Raw genomic sequence first — 15283 nt, 5'->3', positions numbered from 1 at the left:
CGCTGAGCGCGCGCTCGAAGCACGACCAGCGGGCGCCCTGCGCTTCATCGCCGCGACCGAGCACATCGAGAGCCTCGATGTGCGCGTCCTCCCAAGGCTTCGAGGCTCTCGGCGGGCGACGTCTTCTTCGAAGCCATGGTGCACCAAGGCTGGGCAGCGCTTTCAGGCCACCGCCTGCAGCCCCTTCTTGGCGACAAGGGTCAGGAGCTTTAGCGAGGCCCCGCGCGGGCGCTTCTCGCCGCGCTCCCACTGGCTTACGAGCCCTGTCGTTTGGGCCGACGAATAGCGCCGCGTTTCGCTAGCTCTTTGACCGGAAACCCCTTCACCCATGCACTGGCGCCCTCGGCGTCTGCCGCTTCACTCTCCCGCGCCCGGTGGAGTTGATAATCGGCCTCGATTCCAAGCCAGATGCTCGCATCCACGCCGAGCACCTTCTCAAACTGGAGAGCTGTCTCCGGCTCAAGGGATGCCTTCCCCGCGATGATCTCACTGATCAGTTTGGGAGAACGGCCGCACCGTCGAGCGAACTCAGCGTGCGAGAGCCCTTGCACATCTAGGCGTTCCTCTAGGACCCACCCCGGCGGGACAGCATAGTCCGGCCGAAACTCATTGGTCGCGGTCGCCATGTCTCTCTCCTCCTTCAGTGATAGAGTTCAGTCACCCAGCAGGCGAACACCGGGAAGTCCTGCCACCTTGCGATCGAAGGTCACCATTTCGGCAGCACCTGCGCGTTGGGCCGCGGCGGCAATCATCAGGTCGGCAAAGCCAAACCCGTTGTTGCGGTAGAGTTCCAGCGCCGGAGCAACCTCGTCAGAGCCTTCGATGTTCAGTTCGGTTGCCGAGAGCAACCCGCTGAGGGCAAAGGCGATTTCAGCGCGGCCAAGGCGATAGGCACGCTCCAGCACCCAAACGAGTTCTATCAAGACCTCGCGGCTGACAAAGCCCTGTGCGTCGTCCGTCAGTTGGTCGATCACCTTGGTGGCCATCTGCGCCTGCAACGGGTCGTCCTGCACCAGAAACCGCACCAGAACGTTGGTATCGAGCGCGATCACTGATCGGGATCCACACTATCCGTCGCGCCAGCGGAAATGGCCTCGTCCATCTCTTCCAGAGAAACAGGCTTCTGAACGGACTTGGACAGGATGCCCCGCGATTCCTTGACGGAGCGCGCCTTCAGGATCCGCACCTCACCAACGAGGATCAGGTAGCGCACCTTGTCCCCGCTGGTCAGGCCAAGCGCAGCCCGCACATCCTTCGGTAGGGTTGTCTGGCCTTTTACTGTCACTGTCGACTCATGCATCGGCGGACTCCTTACATATTGCAATTTCACCTTACCATGTGGGGATTGGAAGTGCAAAGCCAGCCAAGGAACGACCTTGATGACTCACGCCCGGATCGCCGCACGCGGCTTCAACACGCCGCTGCTGGTGCAAACCTCTGGGTCGACGCGTTCAACGAGCGGCTCCGGCCACCGTCAAAGCGCAGCGTTCGGCGCGGTCGCAGATCATATCGGCAAGCTGCTCAATAGCCGCCCCGTCCAGCCCGGGACGCGAGATCTCTGACGCCACGATGCTGGATTGCTCAAGGACGCCGTTGCTGATCTCGCCAACCCGTCTTCGGATCAGCGGAAGGCCGAGACCCGCGTCCGCCGCGAACGCTGCCCAGCCCTTCGCGTCCAGTTCGCCAAGCGTCGCGCGTGTCCCGATCTTCATGGCGAATTTCGGCGATAGATCGCGATACGCGACGGTCGCCAGCAGGTCATAGAGCGGGGCGAGGCGCGGGCCTTCGGCCTCGTAGAGGATCGAGAAGTTCTTGCCGTGTGCGTCGGCATTCCCGGCGATCACATTGAAAATCACCGCATCGAGGAGCTTGAGTACATCGACAGCGGGCCTTGCCGCGACACGGCGCAGCAGCGCAAAGCAATCTTTAAAGGTCGGGCCACCCTCGCTGGCGTATTTGGTCTGCGGCGGCACGCCGAGCGCCTGGCAGAAATCCTCCTGATGGATCCTGTGCACACGTCCATCATCGCCGACGGCGCGGTCATAGCGCTGCACCAGCAGAAATGTTCGATCCTGCACGGTGCACGCTTGTGCCGGCGCGACATCGAGACCGATTGCGCCAGCAAGGCGCATCACGAACGCCTCGTTCTCGGTCGTGCCAGCCAAACGCGATATCGGGGGCTTGAGAATATGCGTGGTCGGCTGGCCCGGCGCAGGCAGCGCCACCGCGCCATCTATCAGAACCACCGGCACCTTTGACTGCGCGCCGGCAAGAGACAGGCGCAAGCCTTCCTGGCCCGCGAGCAGCGGGCGGGCAGGCAGCGCGTCCAGCACCGCGATCAGCCCTGCATCACCAAGCGGTATTGGCCGTTGATCGTTGGCAATAATGATCGGCGCTTCGCCTGGCGCCAGGAGCTGAAGCGCGCCCGCGACATCGCCGCCGAGGCGATCGAGAAGGGCGAAATCATTCGCGCTCGACACCCCGAGTGCCTGAGCGGCGGCGTCGCGCTGGCTTTCCTCCGGCAGAAGACCGCCGAAAAACGGCCGGCACTCGCGGCGAGTGAACGGCGCCGCCCGCTTGGGCAGGGAGGCGGACAGGGGCTGCGCCGTCTCGTCGTTCAGCCATTCGAGCGCATAGGCGAAGCCGAGTTCACCATGCCGGTCCTGCGTCAGCTGGCCTACCGCGCGCCCCTCCCACCAGATGTCGAGGGTGCGCGTCATGACTTGCGCGCTCCTTCGGTGTCGGGCGGCGGTGTGATATCGATCGAGCATCCGAGCGCTGCCAGGACCTGAAGCGTCTTGCCGATCTGCGCGGTCGGCTTGCCCGCTTCAAGATCGACAATGAAGCGCAGGCCGACGCCGGCTGCGCCCGCAAGCTCGTCCTGGCGCAGGCCAGCAGCCTTGCGGGTGGTTCGCACAATGGCACCGATTTCGGCGGTGGTGAGTGTGTGTCTGGCCATGATATTTACCGAACGGTAAATTATCATGAGTTTCCGAAGAATGTCCACAAGAATTTCCCGATCAGGAAATATGTGTCTCGAACTGGCCTCCAGGCCAGCATTATTCCCGTTCGGTAAAACGCCCCGCTCGAGCGCACCAGAGGCAGGGATGGCTCCACGCCGGTCCAGCCGAGCGCCTGCCTCCCTGCAGAACAGATCTGCGTTGATGGGATTGAAGCGCCTTGCCGGCAAACCCCTATTTCCGGCAAGGTTTCCGGTAAATGGAGGGCAATATGGCCATCACCGATCCGTCTCCCGTCACCCAGTGGCGCAAGCGCCGCCAGCGGCAGGGGTTCGTGCGCGTCGAAGTGCAGGTCCGCAAGGAGGACGCCGCCCTCGTGCGGGAGGTCGCCACTGCCCTGCCGAGAGCAACCCGCTGAGGGCAAAGGTGATTTCAGCGCGGCCAAGGCGATAGGCACGCTCCAGCACCCAAACGAGTTCTATCAAGACCTCGCGGCTGCCCCGCGCGCGCCACACGCGCGATTGCGAAGAAACAGGCGGCACTTTCCGCCCTCTTGCTTCCACAATGCTTCCAACGGGCCGAGATCTGATTTTCCGGTAGCACGACCATCAGGCGGCGGTGAGCGACCAGAAGCCGAACTTCCTGCCGTGCTCCTCCTTCAACCGGACGACATAGGCGTCGTGCGTCTCAAAGGAGCCGAAGTCCTGGATGTCCCGCGCGAGCCGGGCGCAGGAGACCAGATGCTCGGCGGCATAGCGATACCGCTTCGCCCGCGACCTCGTGAGAGTGAAGTCGACCATCGCGCGGAGCGCCAGCGTCGCGGCCAGCGGATGACGCTCTGACAGGGCCTCCGCCGCGGGGGCGAGATACTCGTAGTGGTCCCCGTCGATCTCGTCATGTCGGGCTTTGAGGAGGTCGGCGGCCCGATCCAGCGCAGGCCAATCGAGGAAGAACTGCAGAGCGCGAAGAAGGCTCGGATAGGCTTTGGCGTGAGCCATCGCCCGCTCTTCGGCCTCGATGTCGTCGAAGTCGGGCAGCCGCTTGAGATACGCCCGCAGGTAGCTGTCGGAGAGAGTGCGTTCGAAACAGGCCCAACGGAATCCCTGCGCTTCGTCGTTTCGGTCAAGCGCCTCAAGGGCGGCCAGGCGGGCGTCCTCCCACTCGGGCGGGATCCAGCGGGCCTCGCTCACCTCGGCCTGCTCAATAAAGCTGAACGCGTCCCCTGCCCGGCCGGCTACCAGCAGGCGCTGCGCGATCTCGGCCGCGATCTTGGGCACCTTGCGAGTCTTCAGATCGTATTGCGCGATGAAGCCATCGACGTCGCCCTGTGTCCCCCGTCAGCACCTATGGCACAGGTTTGGGGTTGTGATTTAAGGAGGATTTGGGTCTCGTCGCAGTGACGAAGGAACGAAGATGAGATCCAAATCCACAAAGCCCAAAGCCCCTGCTGCAACCGTTGTGAAGGACATTCGCCGAGCGACCCGGCGACACTTCTCGGCTGAAGACAAGATCCGCATTGTTCTGGAAGGCCTGCGCGGTGACGACAGCATCGCCGAGCTGTGCCGCAAGGAAGGCATAGCCCAGAGCCTTTATTATACTTGGTCGAAGGAGTTCATGGAGGCTGGCAAGCGCCGACTGGCGGGCGACACGGCACGTGCTGCCACCAGTGACGAGGTCAAGAACCTGCGCCATCAGGCGCGTGACCTGAAAGAATGCGTGGCTGATCTGACCTTGGAGAACCGTCTGCTCAAAAAAAGCATGATCGCGGATGGGGAGGACGACGCATGAGGCACCCCGCATCCGAGAAGCTCGAGATCATCAGGATCGTCGAGCAGTCGCACCTGCCTGCCAAGGTCACGCTCGACAAGCTGGGTATAGCCCGTCGGACCTTTTATCGCTGGTATGACCGGTATCTGGAAGGCGGACCTGAAGCGCTAGAGGACCGGCCATCAGCGCCAAGCAGGGTGTGGAACCGCATCCCCGCCGAGGTGCATGACCAGATTATCGAACTGGCGCTGGAGCAGTCCGAGCTGAGCCCGCGCGAGCTGGCTGTGCGGTTCACCGACGAGACGCGTTACTTCGTGTCGGAGGCGACGGTCTATCGCCTTCTGAAGGCCCATGATCTGATCACCAGCCCGGCCTATGTCGTGATCAAGGCCGCCGACCAGTTCCACACCAAGACCACCCGGCCGAACGAGATGTGGCAGACCGACTTTACCTACTTCAAGATCATCGGCTGGGGCTGGATGTATCTGTCAACCGTGCTCGACGACTTCTCGCGCTACATCATCGCCTGGAAGCTTTGCACCAATATGCGGGCCGAGGACGTGACCGACACGCTGGACCTCGCTCTCGCGGCTTCCGGCTGCGACCAGGTGAACGTCCATCACAAGCCGCGCCTGCTGTCGGATAATGGCCCTTGTTACATCGCCGGCGAGCTCGCCGAATACATCGAGGCCCAGCGTATGAGCCATGTGCGCGGTGCGCCGTTCCATCCCCAGACGCAGGGCAAGATCGAGCGCTGGCACCAGACCATGAAGAACCGCATCCTGCTGGAAAACTACTTCCTGCCCGGCGATCTTGAGACCCAGATCGAAGCGTTCGTCGAACATTACAATCACCAACGCTACCACGAGAGCCTGAACAACGTGACGCCCGCCGACGCCTACTTCGGCAGGGCCCCAGCCATCATCAAAGAGCGTGAAAAGATCAAGCGACAGACCATCGAACATCGACGCTTGCAACACCGAAAGCACGCCGCCTAATATCAACCAACCAGACGAGGCCGATGCTCCACTAATCTACGATGCCATCTGTGCCAAATGTTCTGACGACGGACACTTATGAGAGATCACAGCTAGAGCCCCAATCAGGCTGACAATCAGCCCCTTCATTCTGACAATTCCCTACGATGGACCCGAAGCTTTAACGGTTCGTTCACGGGGCTCTTCGAGCGCTTGCTCTGAGAATGGCAAGCTGAAATGATCTAACGCGCTTGAGCGCGGCTCGTGCTGGAACAGCTCGATTTCATAGCGCGGCTTGAAAGTCTCATTTGTCACTGAGGCGTTGATGATGCGATCTGTGCGGTAGCTTCGAGGTTGACCGTTGTCGCGGCGAACGGCCATCAAAAGTACGTCGCCAGCCTGTGACTGGCGAAGCGAATAGGGCTCGATCCTGCGTGTGGATATGCCACCGTCTTCTGGGCGATAGGTAAGGTCAACACAGAGCCTGTTGGCTGCAGCAAACCGGATGATTTCAAGCGCTGGGCGGGCACGCTGCGGCACGGCGGCCGGTAGCGTCCTTTCGCGGATCAACATAGCACCAGCTTGATGGGGATAAGCTTGCAGAGCCTCAGGTCTGCGTTCACCTTCCAGCCAGGAGAAAAACTCCGGTAAGCCGCCCAGGAAGGCTTCCAGATCAGGCAGGGTTGGCAATTGGTGGCCCAACATCGCTCCCCAACTTCCGGCGAGCTCATCACGATGAGCTTGTATGAGTTCGAGGGCTGGAAAGGGAATGCCTTTAAAGTCGCATTTCTGGGCGATCACATCGCGCAGAACTGCCGGATCGGGCAGATTGGCATCATTTCGGAAGAGGTTGATGACATCATAGAGGTCGCGCGGACGTGTGCGTTCCGCCAGGGCGCGGACCTTCTCGCCGAAGGCCTCCTCATAGGTGTAAGTCAGGACGTCGATACCATCAGGAGGCACGTCGGAATATGGATGATAAACAGCCGCACGCACAGGCGGCATGACGATCCGTTCGTCCGCAGTCAGGTCAAGTTTCACGCGGGGCAAAGAGCGGGGCGAGATTGGCCCTTTATAAGCAACCTTTCCCTGACAGGCAGGGTTTCCTCTCGGGTTGTTTATGATCTCGAATGTTTGTTGTTCGACCGGCATTTCGATACCGGCCTGATCATAAACCCATTCGCTTATTTCGCTGAACACGGTGTGAAGGAATGTCACATCAAGGTGTTTCGCGTCCCGTAAAGTAAAATCTAAATCTTCCGAAAATCTGTAGGTTTCGAAATAGCACTTCTTCAGGCAGGTTCCGCCTTTGAACGCCCACTCATCCCTCAACGCGGGATGGGCTGAAATACCTGCCAAAATCCAGCCTAGTGCGTAATCTTTCTCGACGACATCTGGTCTGAGCGATTTCTCGTTGGCAATCGCCATCAGCTCTGCCCTGGGAATCATGTTCCCTCTCCTTGAAGCAGGTTGTGAGGAACAACGAGACGCCAGCGGCTAACGATTTTCCCCTGCGACATAACCGGATCAAGTCTCGCATTTCCCTTGGTCAGACGCTCAGCGCATTTGGCTTGAAGAGCCCGGTTCTTACCTTCTCGTTCCAATAGAAAACCTAACCGTTTGAAGACTGCACCGTTTCCGAGACGGTCAGCATACTCGATCAACCGCTCATCGCTGCGGTCGGATCGATTCAGATAAACGGACAAACAATCGGCAACGTGCTGGATACCCCCGCCGATCATCGGATCGTCCAGCATATCGATGATCGTTCGATGCGGATCAGATACCGCGACTTTCGTGTTCTCACGCCAAAGCACTTTTGTGCCAAAAACCTTGGTTGGCGCGATGTGTTTCAGGCTGAAGGTGATGCCTTGGTGGACCTGTGTTTTATGACGCACGGTACGGGCGGTCATTACAACGATGTCGTTGAAAATTTGCTCTGTCATATCCCAATGTTCGGAAGCTGTCCGCCCACCGATATAGGCTGGTTCGAACAGTGCTGGAACCAACACCCATGGGTCAGAAACAACCGTATCATTCTCCAGCATATCAAGGCTGGCCGCGACATAGACACCTTTGGCAACTCTGCGTAGCCAGCCTTGCTCGGTCCAACGCGCCAGCTTCTTCGCTGTCGCTATTCGATCAAGCTTCAAGAGCTCAGAGGCATGAGCGATATCAATGACATCTCCCGCCTCTTTGATAAGCCTCGAAAGCTCTTGCCGCGCTTGGGGAATCGGATCGCTTGTATATTTCATGCTCGTATTTTCGCAAAATTCGCGAATATGAGCAAGTGTGATATATAAATAAATGCTCTAAAAAATCATATTTTCGCACTTTATGCGAATTCAAGACGTTTCAATGTACGCAGAAGCAAGGCGGCACTAGGCCGCCTCGCTCACGCTTTGAAGCTTCTCCAGAAACTCACACGCCTTGGCGGCTTGCGCGGCGGCGGTGAAGATGGCGCGGTTATCGGCTTTGAGCACTTTGAGCCAATGGTCGATATAGGCCGCATGATCGGCGCGCGGGGTCAGAGCGATCCCAAGTCCTTTGGTCGGGCGGCGCATCTCCCCTGTGCGCCGCCCGAAATTTTTTGCGGCATTTTTCCAGTCTCATCGCGTCACTGGCACGGATTTGCGGTTGAAAAGCCCTGCTGCAGGCGCTAACAACTCATTAAGGTGCCGGCCTTACCCCTCCAACTCCCTCGAGGTCTGGCGCCTGATATTTTAAGTGTATGGTCGGGCGGCGTTGCCTCAGCGCCGCCCGACGCCTGTCCGGTGCCCTGTTACCCATCCAGAACCGTGATTGCGTCTGCGCCTTGAGCGCAGCATCCCCGCCTGGCCGGGACGTGCGCGACACGCACGTGCTCTTGCGCTTCGCGTTCAACATCGCACGCAAACGGGTGACGCTTGTCGTCACAACATAATTTAACTTGCCACGGGCCCGCTTGCGCCCAAGGATTATAGGTGAAGGTCAGGTCGCCACGCGTCCATTCCTTGTGGCTTTGCTCTTCACATTGCTACCATTTCTACCCCTTCGGGCGGCGTCTCCGGCACCGCCCGTTGTAGTTCCTGGCTCCCCCACCTTGCGATCGATCACGGGGCGCGGCGACGTCTCTGTTGAGGCGTTGCGCACATGCCATTGAATGCGATTGGAAATCATGCGCGCGACGGCTTCGGTGGCGGGCTGAGATGTTCAGCGAAGGCGTATCGAGCGTCCTCTTGACGGCCCCGGACCATGGCAGGCGCGACGACGTTGCGCTGCAAGAGTTGATGCTGGCGACTGCAACGCGCCGATCGGCTCGCCGTCGAGCCTGCGCGGACAATCCACCCCGTCAGGTGAAGATGGAGCGCATTCATCAGGGCTGGTCGCCGGTTTTCGGAGAGACTGCGCTCACGATCATGCGGTCAGAGCGTGCGGCCTGACGCAGTCAGCTCTCACCACGCTCGACACATGGCGCCGACGTGAGGCTGGCCTGGCGGGCAGGAGCACAATCTTGAGCGCCGCCGTGAGGGCGGCCGTGAGCGCCGCCGTGAGCGAAGCCGTGAGCGCAGCCGTGAGCGCAGCCGTGAGCGCAGTCGTGACGCAGTCATGACGCAGCGAGGGTGCGGCGGTGTTTATCGGACCCTGCGATGTGCTCTGCGCACCGCCTTGTCGGGCGGCGCCGGCTCGCTCGACTGGCCGCGGTGAGCGGCGCAGAACCCATATCCCCACTCATCGAAGGATGGCGCAGCGGGGCGTGATGCGCGCGCCGCTGCCAGACATCACAGTCACGGCTGGCGCTATGTGAGCTGTTTCAGGGTGGCGCGGCCCTTGCGCACAATGGCATTGATCTCTCGGCGCATCTCTCGCGCGGCTCTGGAGTAATAGCCGTGCTTGAGGGCGTTGGTATTGCCTTTGGGCGCGCCCGAGCCCGCCGCTCCGCCATGCATGCGGCAGCGCTTTTTGCCTGTCACGGCCGGAGCCTGGCAGGGGGCACCGTTGCGCGTGCGCGCGCAGCAGCGCTGAGCAGAGTGCATGGGGCCGGTATTGCGCGGGTGATCGCTTCCCATCAGGGGTCTTGGCGTGCCTGGCGCAAGCGCGCTGGCTTTTCGCGTTCGGCTTCGTCCTTGAACGCGTCACCATCCAGGGTCTTGTCATCACCTCGTTCTAGCGCCTTGCGGCCCGGATGATCTGACGGCGCATGAGTATGCACGTCGCCCAATATGGCCTGGCCGCCATCCTTGACGGTGACGTGCTTGACCACGACGGTCTGGTCACGCTTGCCGCGGCGCTTGTCGTAGGACGCGAGCAGCTTGTCATAGAGCGCAGACATTTTCGCGGCGTGCTTGAGGGCCTGGTCGCGACCTTCAAACGTCTGATTGGGGATCATGGATCGCCGATAGCACTCAGTCGCAGCATTGTGTGCTGCGATCATCTGGATGGCGAGCATGGCCTCGGCCTCGTCGCGCGGCGCCAGTCGCGCGAAAATCAGCAAAGCTGCGTTTGCCCTTGCCGCACGATCCTCGGGGCTCAGGTCCTTGGGCATCCAGAGTGTGGCAATCACATCGTTTATGACCCGGGTCTGGACGGCGCCCAGATCCGATCCCAGCGCCTGGAACTCCTGGCGCGTGCCGGCCTCATTCTGGGCTTTGGCAGCTTCATTGACAGTAACTTGAACAACGCCTTTGTCATTGGCCTTGGCGATGACGGGGTCTGGCCTGTCGGTGGAAATATTACAGGCCACGATTGGGGCTCCTGTTCGCTCAGACGTCAGCGCTCACGATGCAAGATGTTGCATTTATAGCACATATTTGCAACTGCGCAACACCCATCGGCGCGCCCTCGGCCTACAGCGTATGGGGTTGTTCCTCGGTATTGTTTCTAGCCCCCCTCCCCCCAGCCACGCACGTCAGCACGCGTTATCACGCGTGACCCGTAACGCGGCGGACGTGGCTGGGCTAGGCGCCGATCTGCTGAACCCGTTTGAGGCCTGAGCAGTCAGATCTGCTGCGAGATTGGCTGCAAGCTTTTGCACGAACCACGCTATCGCGCTCGTGCAAAAGCGTGGTCAGTCACCTGGCGCCATGGCTCATTGAGCTACTGCCTGAACATCGGACACTGATGGTGAGGATACAAGCGCGCACCGCGCGCGGCGTGAACCACAGCTCTCGTCGTTCGCGACAAGCCGCTCGCTCTCGCCTCCCGGCCGCGAGCCGCTGTCAGTCCCAGCATCGCCCCGATCGCACGGGTGAGGCGCTAAATCAGGGCGACGGCCTGTGCGGCAGTTACTGTCTGTAGAGCCCTGCGGGAAAGAGCGCGGAGCCTTCGATACGCGCCTCATCCATGCCCGCCGCCTCGCCAGTCCCCCAGGCGGGAGCAGACAGGTGAGCCACGCGGATATCCTGGCCCGAGGCTGCGTCAACCGAGTGGAATGCCGCGTCCACGCGATCTTGCATGAACGTCACGACACAAAAACCATTGGCGGCGCTGTCAAGCAGACGCAGATGCGGGTTCTGGGCCGGATTGCGTTGAGCCAGGCCCGCGGCCTCCTGCCCGGTCATCGATGTGATGACTGTGGCCGATATCCCGGCTCTGAACGTCATGTTGGCCGCGTCGGCCTGATCGGCCGGTGTCTCGATCACGCGATCATCAAACGCAAACAGGCTGCGCGCGGGGTTATCTCTGGGAACATTGCGCTCAAGGGTGACCTGGAAGGGCTGTGAGCTGATCCCGGCCGTGGCAAATTCGATGGCGGCAGGGTCGGACGCGTCATCATGGGCGCTGACGACCGCGCCGATATGCATGTGATGATCGCCGGCGAGCGACACCACATTGGCAACGCCTTCCTCGCGGAAAAACGTCAGCAAGGCGTTGCGTTCTGACGGATAGCCGTCCCAGGCGTCGATGGTCAGAACCGCAGGGTCGGAGGACTGGCCTACACTGTCGCTGTCAAGGCGCATGGGCGAAAGCGGCACCGAATTGGCCCAGGCTCTCCAGCGTGCGCGAGACGCGCGCATCACCGACTTGAACCAGTCACGCTGCTCATGTCCCAGCATGGTGCCCGGCGCATGAGTGGCGCGCGGGTTCTCAAAAGTCTGACCGGCAAAGGTCAGCTCAAGCGGCGGCGCGCCGTCATTGGCGTCTCGTCCTGCGTCCAGGGTGCGCACAATGCCAAGCGGCTGCAAGCCGCGGTCAATAGTGGTCAGGGCAACAGCCAGCTCGGCCGGCACGGCCTGCTCTGATCGGAAGGAGCGCGTGTCGGTCACGACAACGTCCACCATCGCACCCCATGAGAAAGCGCGATGAATGATGAGCGACTTGATGGCTGCGATATTATTGGGCTCGGGCTGCTGAGAACCGAGCGCGGCGTCGCGAAACGCCGTGTTGGACACGTCGGCAGCGCTGAAATCGCGCGCAGGCGATGCGATGCCCTCAAAGTCGGCCGACCCCGTCAGCAAAGCCGGCACATACTCAAACCACGCCTGGTTTGCGGCGACCTTGCGCGTCTGGGCGGGCAGCGGCGGAACGGTGTAGGTTTCGCTCGACTGCCAGGAATCATTGCTGAATTCGTGATCATCCCAGGTCACGATGAACGCAAAACGGGCGCGCGCGGCGATCATGTCGGGATCCGACAGGTATGTGCGCCACAGATGGCGATAGTCATCGAGCGTCACGGCATGACGAATGTCCGCGCTCTGGCCACCGCCCCCGCTCGGCAGCGGTCCGGCACGACGAACGGCCCCGTATCCAACCGCTTCATATATGAAGTCGCCCAGATGAATGACCGCATCGATGCGCTGATCTTCAGGAGCGGCTTCATCCATTTCCACCAGACGCCGCCAGGCGCCGTACTGGCCCTGCTCGTAATTCTGGCAGGAGGCGGTGGCGAACCTGACCGGCCTCAGGCTGTCTGGGCCGGGTGCCGTGCGCGTATGGCCCAGCGGCATGGACACATCGCCGTGCGCGATGAAGCGGTAGAACAGGCGCGTGTCTGACGGCAGATCGGTCACAATGAGCCGCACAGTGTGGTCGGCGTCGGCCACCGCCTCGATGTCAGTGCGCACGAGTACGGTCTCGAACCCTTCGTCGAGCGCCACTTCGGCCGTCAGAGCGACACGATCGGGCGTGGCGCCATCGTTCGCCTGCACGCGCGTCCACAACACCACGGACGACGCAGTCGGGTCACCGGACGCCACCCCGTGCGGGAACATATAGCGGCCGGTGGCCTCGATCGCCCGGGCGCTGGCCGCTTGCGGACCGGCCGCCGAAGCGATGGCCCAACCCAAAGCGCCCAGACCCGTCTGGATGAAACTGCGTCTGTCCATAATCAAGTCCTGACTTAGAAGCGGGTGCGGATCTCAAAACCGTATACGCGCGGCTGGGCCGGCACCCAGGTCGGTGTGCCGAAGGCGCGGCCGGTATTGCCGACATCACCCAGATAGCGCTCGTCGAACAGGTTCTGAGAAAACACAGACAGTTCGAAGCGGTCTTGAGGCGCGGACAGGGTGACGTTGAGGTTCATCACGCCAAAGCCGTCCTGGCTTTCCAGCGCCGTGTTGTCGTTGGAGAAGAACTGCTGCGACCGGTACACGTAGAACCCGTTGGCTCTCAGGTTCCAGTCAGCACCCACCGGCACATTGAAAGAGGCGCCCAGCGTGCCGCGGAAGCGGGGCGAGAATACCAGCCGGTTTCCGGAGAAATCCTGGCCGCCGCTGACGAAGTCGTCGTATGTGGCGTCCATGAGATTGACATTGCCGAACAGCGACACGTTTTGCGTCAGGCGCAGATCGCCTTCCAGTTCTGCGCCGAGAGCCGACGCCTCGCCCGCATTGGCCGCGATCAACAGATTGGTCTGGGGATCGAGAACCTGAGACTGGAAGTCCGTCCAGTCGTAGCGGAAGATCGAGCCATTGAGCCGCAGGCGGCGATCAAAGGTTTCGGTTCTCATGCCCAGCTCGTAGCTGGTGACAAATTCAGGCTCCACGACCGGGGCCGTCAGGTTCGTGCCGGGATCGGGGATAACGCCCGAGCGATAGCCCGTCGTGACGCTGGCATAGGTCAGCACGCCGGGCGCAAGACGCCAGTCGACCACCAGGCGGGGCTGAAACGCCTCAAAGCTTTCTGAACGGCTGGCGCGCTGCGGTCCGGGAGACGGGAAGAAAATCCCGAAATTGGTGACCGGCCGCTCACCCAGGAGGCTCTTGTCGTCATAGGTGTAGCGCAGGCCCGCAGACACCCGGATGGCGTCATTCATCTGCCACGTGCCATCAAGATAGGCCGAGTAGCTCAGCGTATCATTGCGCGTGTAGCCCGACTCAGATGCGAACCTGGGGAAGGGCAGCGGCAGGAGGTTCTGCTGGAGCGTGACCGGATTGATGGGACGGCCGGTGAAGGGGGTGCCGGGCGTGACAATCGTGATGATCGCCAGCGGATCATACTCAAGGTAAATGGTGTAGTCGGTGTGCTCCTGGAACACGCTGGCGCCGCCAATGAAGGAGAAGGCCCCGCCATTGTCCCAGACCGCGCGCACTTCGGTGGACCACTGGCGCAGGCGCGTGTCCTCAAGCCCGTTCACGATAAAGAGGTAGGAGCCATCCACGTCGAAGAAGTCATCCGACTTCAGGTAGCGGTAACCGGAAATGGACTGAACGGACCAGTCGCCCAGATCCGCTTCCACGAGAAACGTGGCGCCGGCAACGTCGCGCTCGAGGAAGGCGCGGTCGCCCAGCTCCTGGAATGCAGGGCCGAAGGGATCTGTCTGCAGCGGGCTGGGGTTCCAGGGCGTGTTGTCGCCTTCTTGGTCAAAATTGGCGCCGGGAACAGGGATGGTGATGCTGGCAAAGACATTGCTGTTTGAGCGGTCGCGCTGACCATTCAAGATCAAGGTGGCCGTGATGTCGGGCGTGATCTGCACCGAGCCGCTGACCCGGGCCGCCAGCATGTCGCGGTTATTATTCGTGTCGCCAGTGGCCAGATTGCGGATGAAGCCATCGCGCACACGCCGCGTCAGCGCGCCGCGCAGCGCCAGCTGATCGTTGACGCCCACATTGAAGATGCCGCCGAAGCGGTGACCGTTATAGTTTTCAAGACCCGCCCACAGCTCGCCCGACGTCTCGTCGAAGCGGGGGCGTGCGCTGACGACGGCCAGCGCGCCGGCCGTCGAGCCGCGACCGTAAAGCGTGCCCTGAGGTCCCTTGAGCACCTCAACGCGCTCAAGATCAAAAAGCTCGATCAGCGCGCCCTGGGCGCGGCCGATGGAGATACCGTCGTAAAACACCGACACGCGGTTTTCGACATTGGCGCTTGAGCCGCCTGAGTCCACGCCGCGCACGATGATGGACGGGTTCTGGATGGTCTGCTCGAAGACCTCCAGGCCAGGCACCAGGTCGGCAAGCCGGTTGAGGTTCTCAATGCGGGTCTCTTCCAGCTGGATGCTGGTGATGGCGCTGATCGGCAGCGGCACGTCCTGGAGGGGTTGGGGGCGGAACTGGGACGTGACCACAATCACGTCTTCACTGTCAGCACGTTCAGGCGCCTGCTGAGCCAGCGCCGCACCGCTGACGGTGGACATGAGCGAAAATGCCAAACCGAAGACACCCG

Annotated in this window: 15 protein-coding genes; 2 read left to right on the top strand and 13 right to left on the bottom strand. The window is 61.4% G+C overall.

Annotated elements, in window-relative coordinates; all coding sequences use genetic code 11:
* Positions 1-254: 254 nt before the first annotated feature.
* The 5 genes from L2D01_06035 to L2D01_06015 form a co-directional block, all read right to left on the bottom strand.
* Positions 255-626, bottom strand: coding sequence for a HigA family addiction module antitoxin (locus L2D01_06035; protein ID WBQ11341.1), 372 nt, complete (start codon positions 624-626; stop codon positions 255-257).
* A 27-nt stretch (positions 627-653) separates the two neighbouring features.
* Complete coding sequence (locus L2D01_06030; protein WBQ11340.1) at positions 654-1052, bottom strand: type II toxin-antitoxin system VapC family toxin; 399 nt, start codon at positions 1050-1052, stop codon at positions 654-656.
* Positions 1049-1300 carry a type II toxin-antitoxin system PrlF family antitoxin gene (locus L2D01_06025; protein ID WBQ11339.1) on the bottom strand — a complete coding sequence of 84 codons (252 nt, stop codon included), beginning with the start codon at positions 1298-1300 and terminating at the stop codon, positions 1049-1051. The genes L2D01_06030 and L2D01_06025 overlap by 4 nt, the downstream gene beginning before the upstream one ends.
* 151 nt (positions 1301-1451) lie before the next feature.
* Positions 1452-2720, bottom strand: coding sequence for a type II toxin-antitoxin system HipA family toxin (locus L2D01_06020; GenBank protein WBQ11338.1), 1269 nt, complete (start codon positions 2718-2720; stop codon positions 1452-1454).
* Positions 2717-3007, bottom strand: a complete 291-nt coding sequence (locus L2D01_06015) for a helix-turn-helix transcriptional regulator (protein WBQ11337.1) — start codon at positions 3005-3007, stop codon at positions 2717-2719. Before L2D01_06015 ends, L2D01_06020 begins: the two co-directional genes overlap by 4 nt.
* A 224-nt stretch (positions 3008-3231) precedes the next feature.
* On the opposite strand from L2D01_06015, the gene L2D01_06010 reads away from it, so the two are divergent.
* Positions 3232-3378 (top strand): hypothetical protein, encoded by a 147-nt coding sequence (locus tag L2D01_06010; GenBank protein WBQ11336.1) that lies wholly within the window; start codon positions 3232-3234, stop codon positions 3376-3378.
* Positions 3379-3568: 190 nt separating this feature from the next.
* Here L2D01_06010 and L2D01_06005 read toward each other — a convergent pair whose 3' ends face one another.
* Positions 3569-4237, bottom strand: coding sequence for a hypothetical protein (locus tag L2D01_06005; protein ID WBQ11335.1), 669 nt, complete (start codon positions 4235-4237; stop codon positions 3569-3571).
* A 136-nt stretch (positions 4238-4373) separates the two neighbouring features.
* On the opposite strand from L2D01_06005, the gene L2D01_06000 reads away from it, so the two are divergent.
* A protein-coding gene (locus tag L2D01_06000) for an IS3 family transposase (GenBank protein ID WBQ11334.1) occupies positions 4374-5725 on the top strand; the annotation gives its coding sequence in 2 pieces (ribosomal slippage) (positions 4374-4710 and positions 4710-5725; 1353 coding nt in all).
* Positions 5726-5866: 141 nt separating this feature from the next.
* Here L2D01_06000 and L2D01_05995 read toward each other — a convergent pair.
* From L2D01_05995 to L2D01_05965, 7 genes are all read right to left on the bottom strand, one after another.
* Positions 5867-7153, bottom strand: a complete 1287-nt coding sequence (locus L2D01_05995) for a nucleotidyl transferase AbiEii/AbiGii toxin family protein (protein WBQ11333.1) — start codon at positions 7151-7153, stop codon at positions 5867-5869.
* Entirely contained in the window at positions 7150-7959 is an 810-nt protein-coding gene (locus L2D01_05990) for a hypothetical protein (GenBank protein ID WBQ11332.1), read from the bottom strand. The genes L2D01_05995 and L2D01_05990 overlap by 4 nt, the downstream gene beginning before the upstream one ends.
* 126 nt (positions 7960-8085) lie before the next feature.
* Positions 8086-8268: a hypothetical protein gene (locus L2D01_05985; GenBank protein ID WBQ11331.1), complete on the bottom strand. Its 183-nt coding sequence runs from the start codon at positions 8266-8268 to the stop codon at positions 8086-8088.
* Between the two features lie 1215 nt (positions 8269-9483).
* Positions 9484-9657: a hypothetical protein gene (locus L2D01_05980; GenBank protein ID WBQ11330.1), complete on the bottom strand. Its 174-nt coding sequence runs from the start codon at positions 9655-9657 to the stop codon at positions 9484-9486.
* Between the two features lie 95 nt (positions 9658-9752).
* Positions 9753-10427 (bottom strand): hypothetical protein, encoded by a 675-nt coding sequence (locus L2D01_05975; protein WBQ11329.1) that lies wholly within the window; start codon positions 10425-10427, stop codon positions 9753-9755.
* Between the two features lie 541 nt (positions 10428-10968).
* Positions 10969-13008 (bottom strand): alkaline phosphatase D family protein, encoded by a 2040-nt coding sequence (locus L2D01_05970; GenBank protein ID WBQ11328.1) that lies wholly within the window; start codon positions 13006-13008, stop codon positions 10969-10971.
* Between the two features lie 14 nt (positions 13009-13022).
* On the bottom strand, positions 13023-15254 hold the full coding sequence (locus L2D01_05965; GenBank protein WBQ11327.1) for a TonB-dependent receptor: 2232 nt from the start codon (positions 15252-15254) through the stop codon (positions 13023-13025).
* Positions 15255-15283: the final 29 nt, after the last annotated feature.

Source organism: Hyphomonadaceae bacterium ML37 (genome assembly GCA_027627685.1).
Classification (GTDB): Bacteria; Pseudomonadota; Alphaproteobacteria; order Caulobacterales; family Maricaulaceae; genus Oceanicaulis.
Note: the sequence above shows the minus strand (reverse complement) of the source record. Positions and strands in the feature narration are given on the sequence as shown.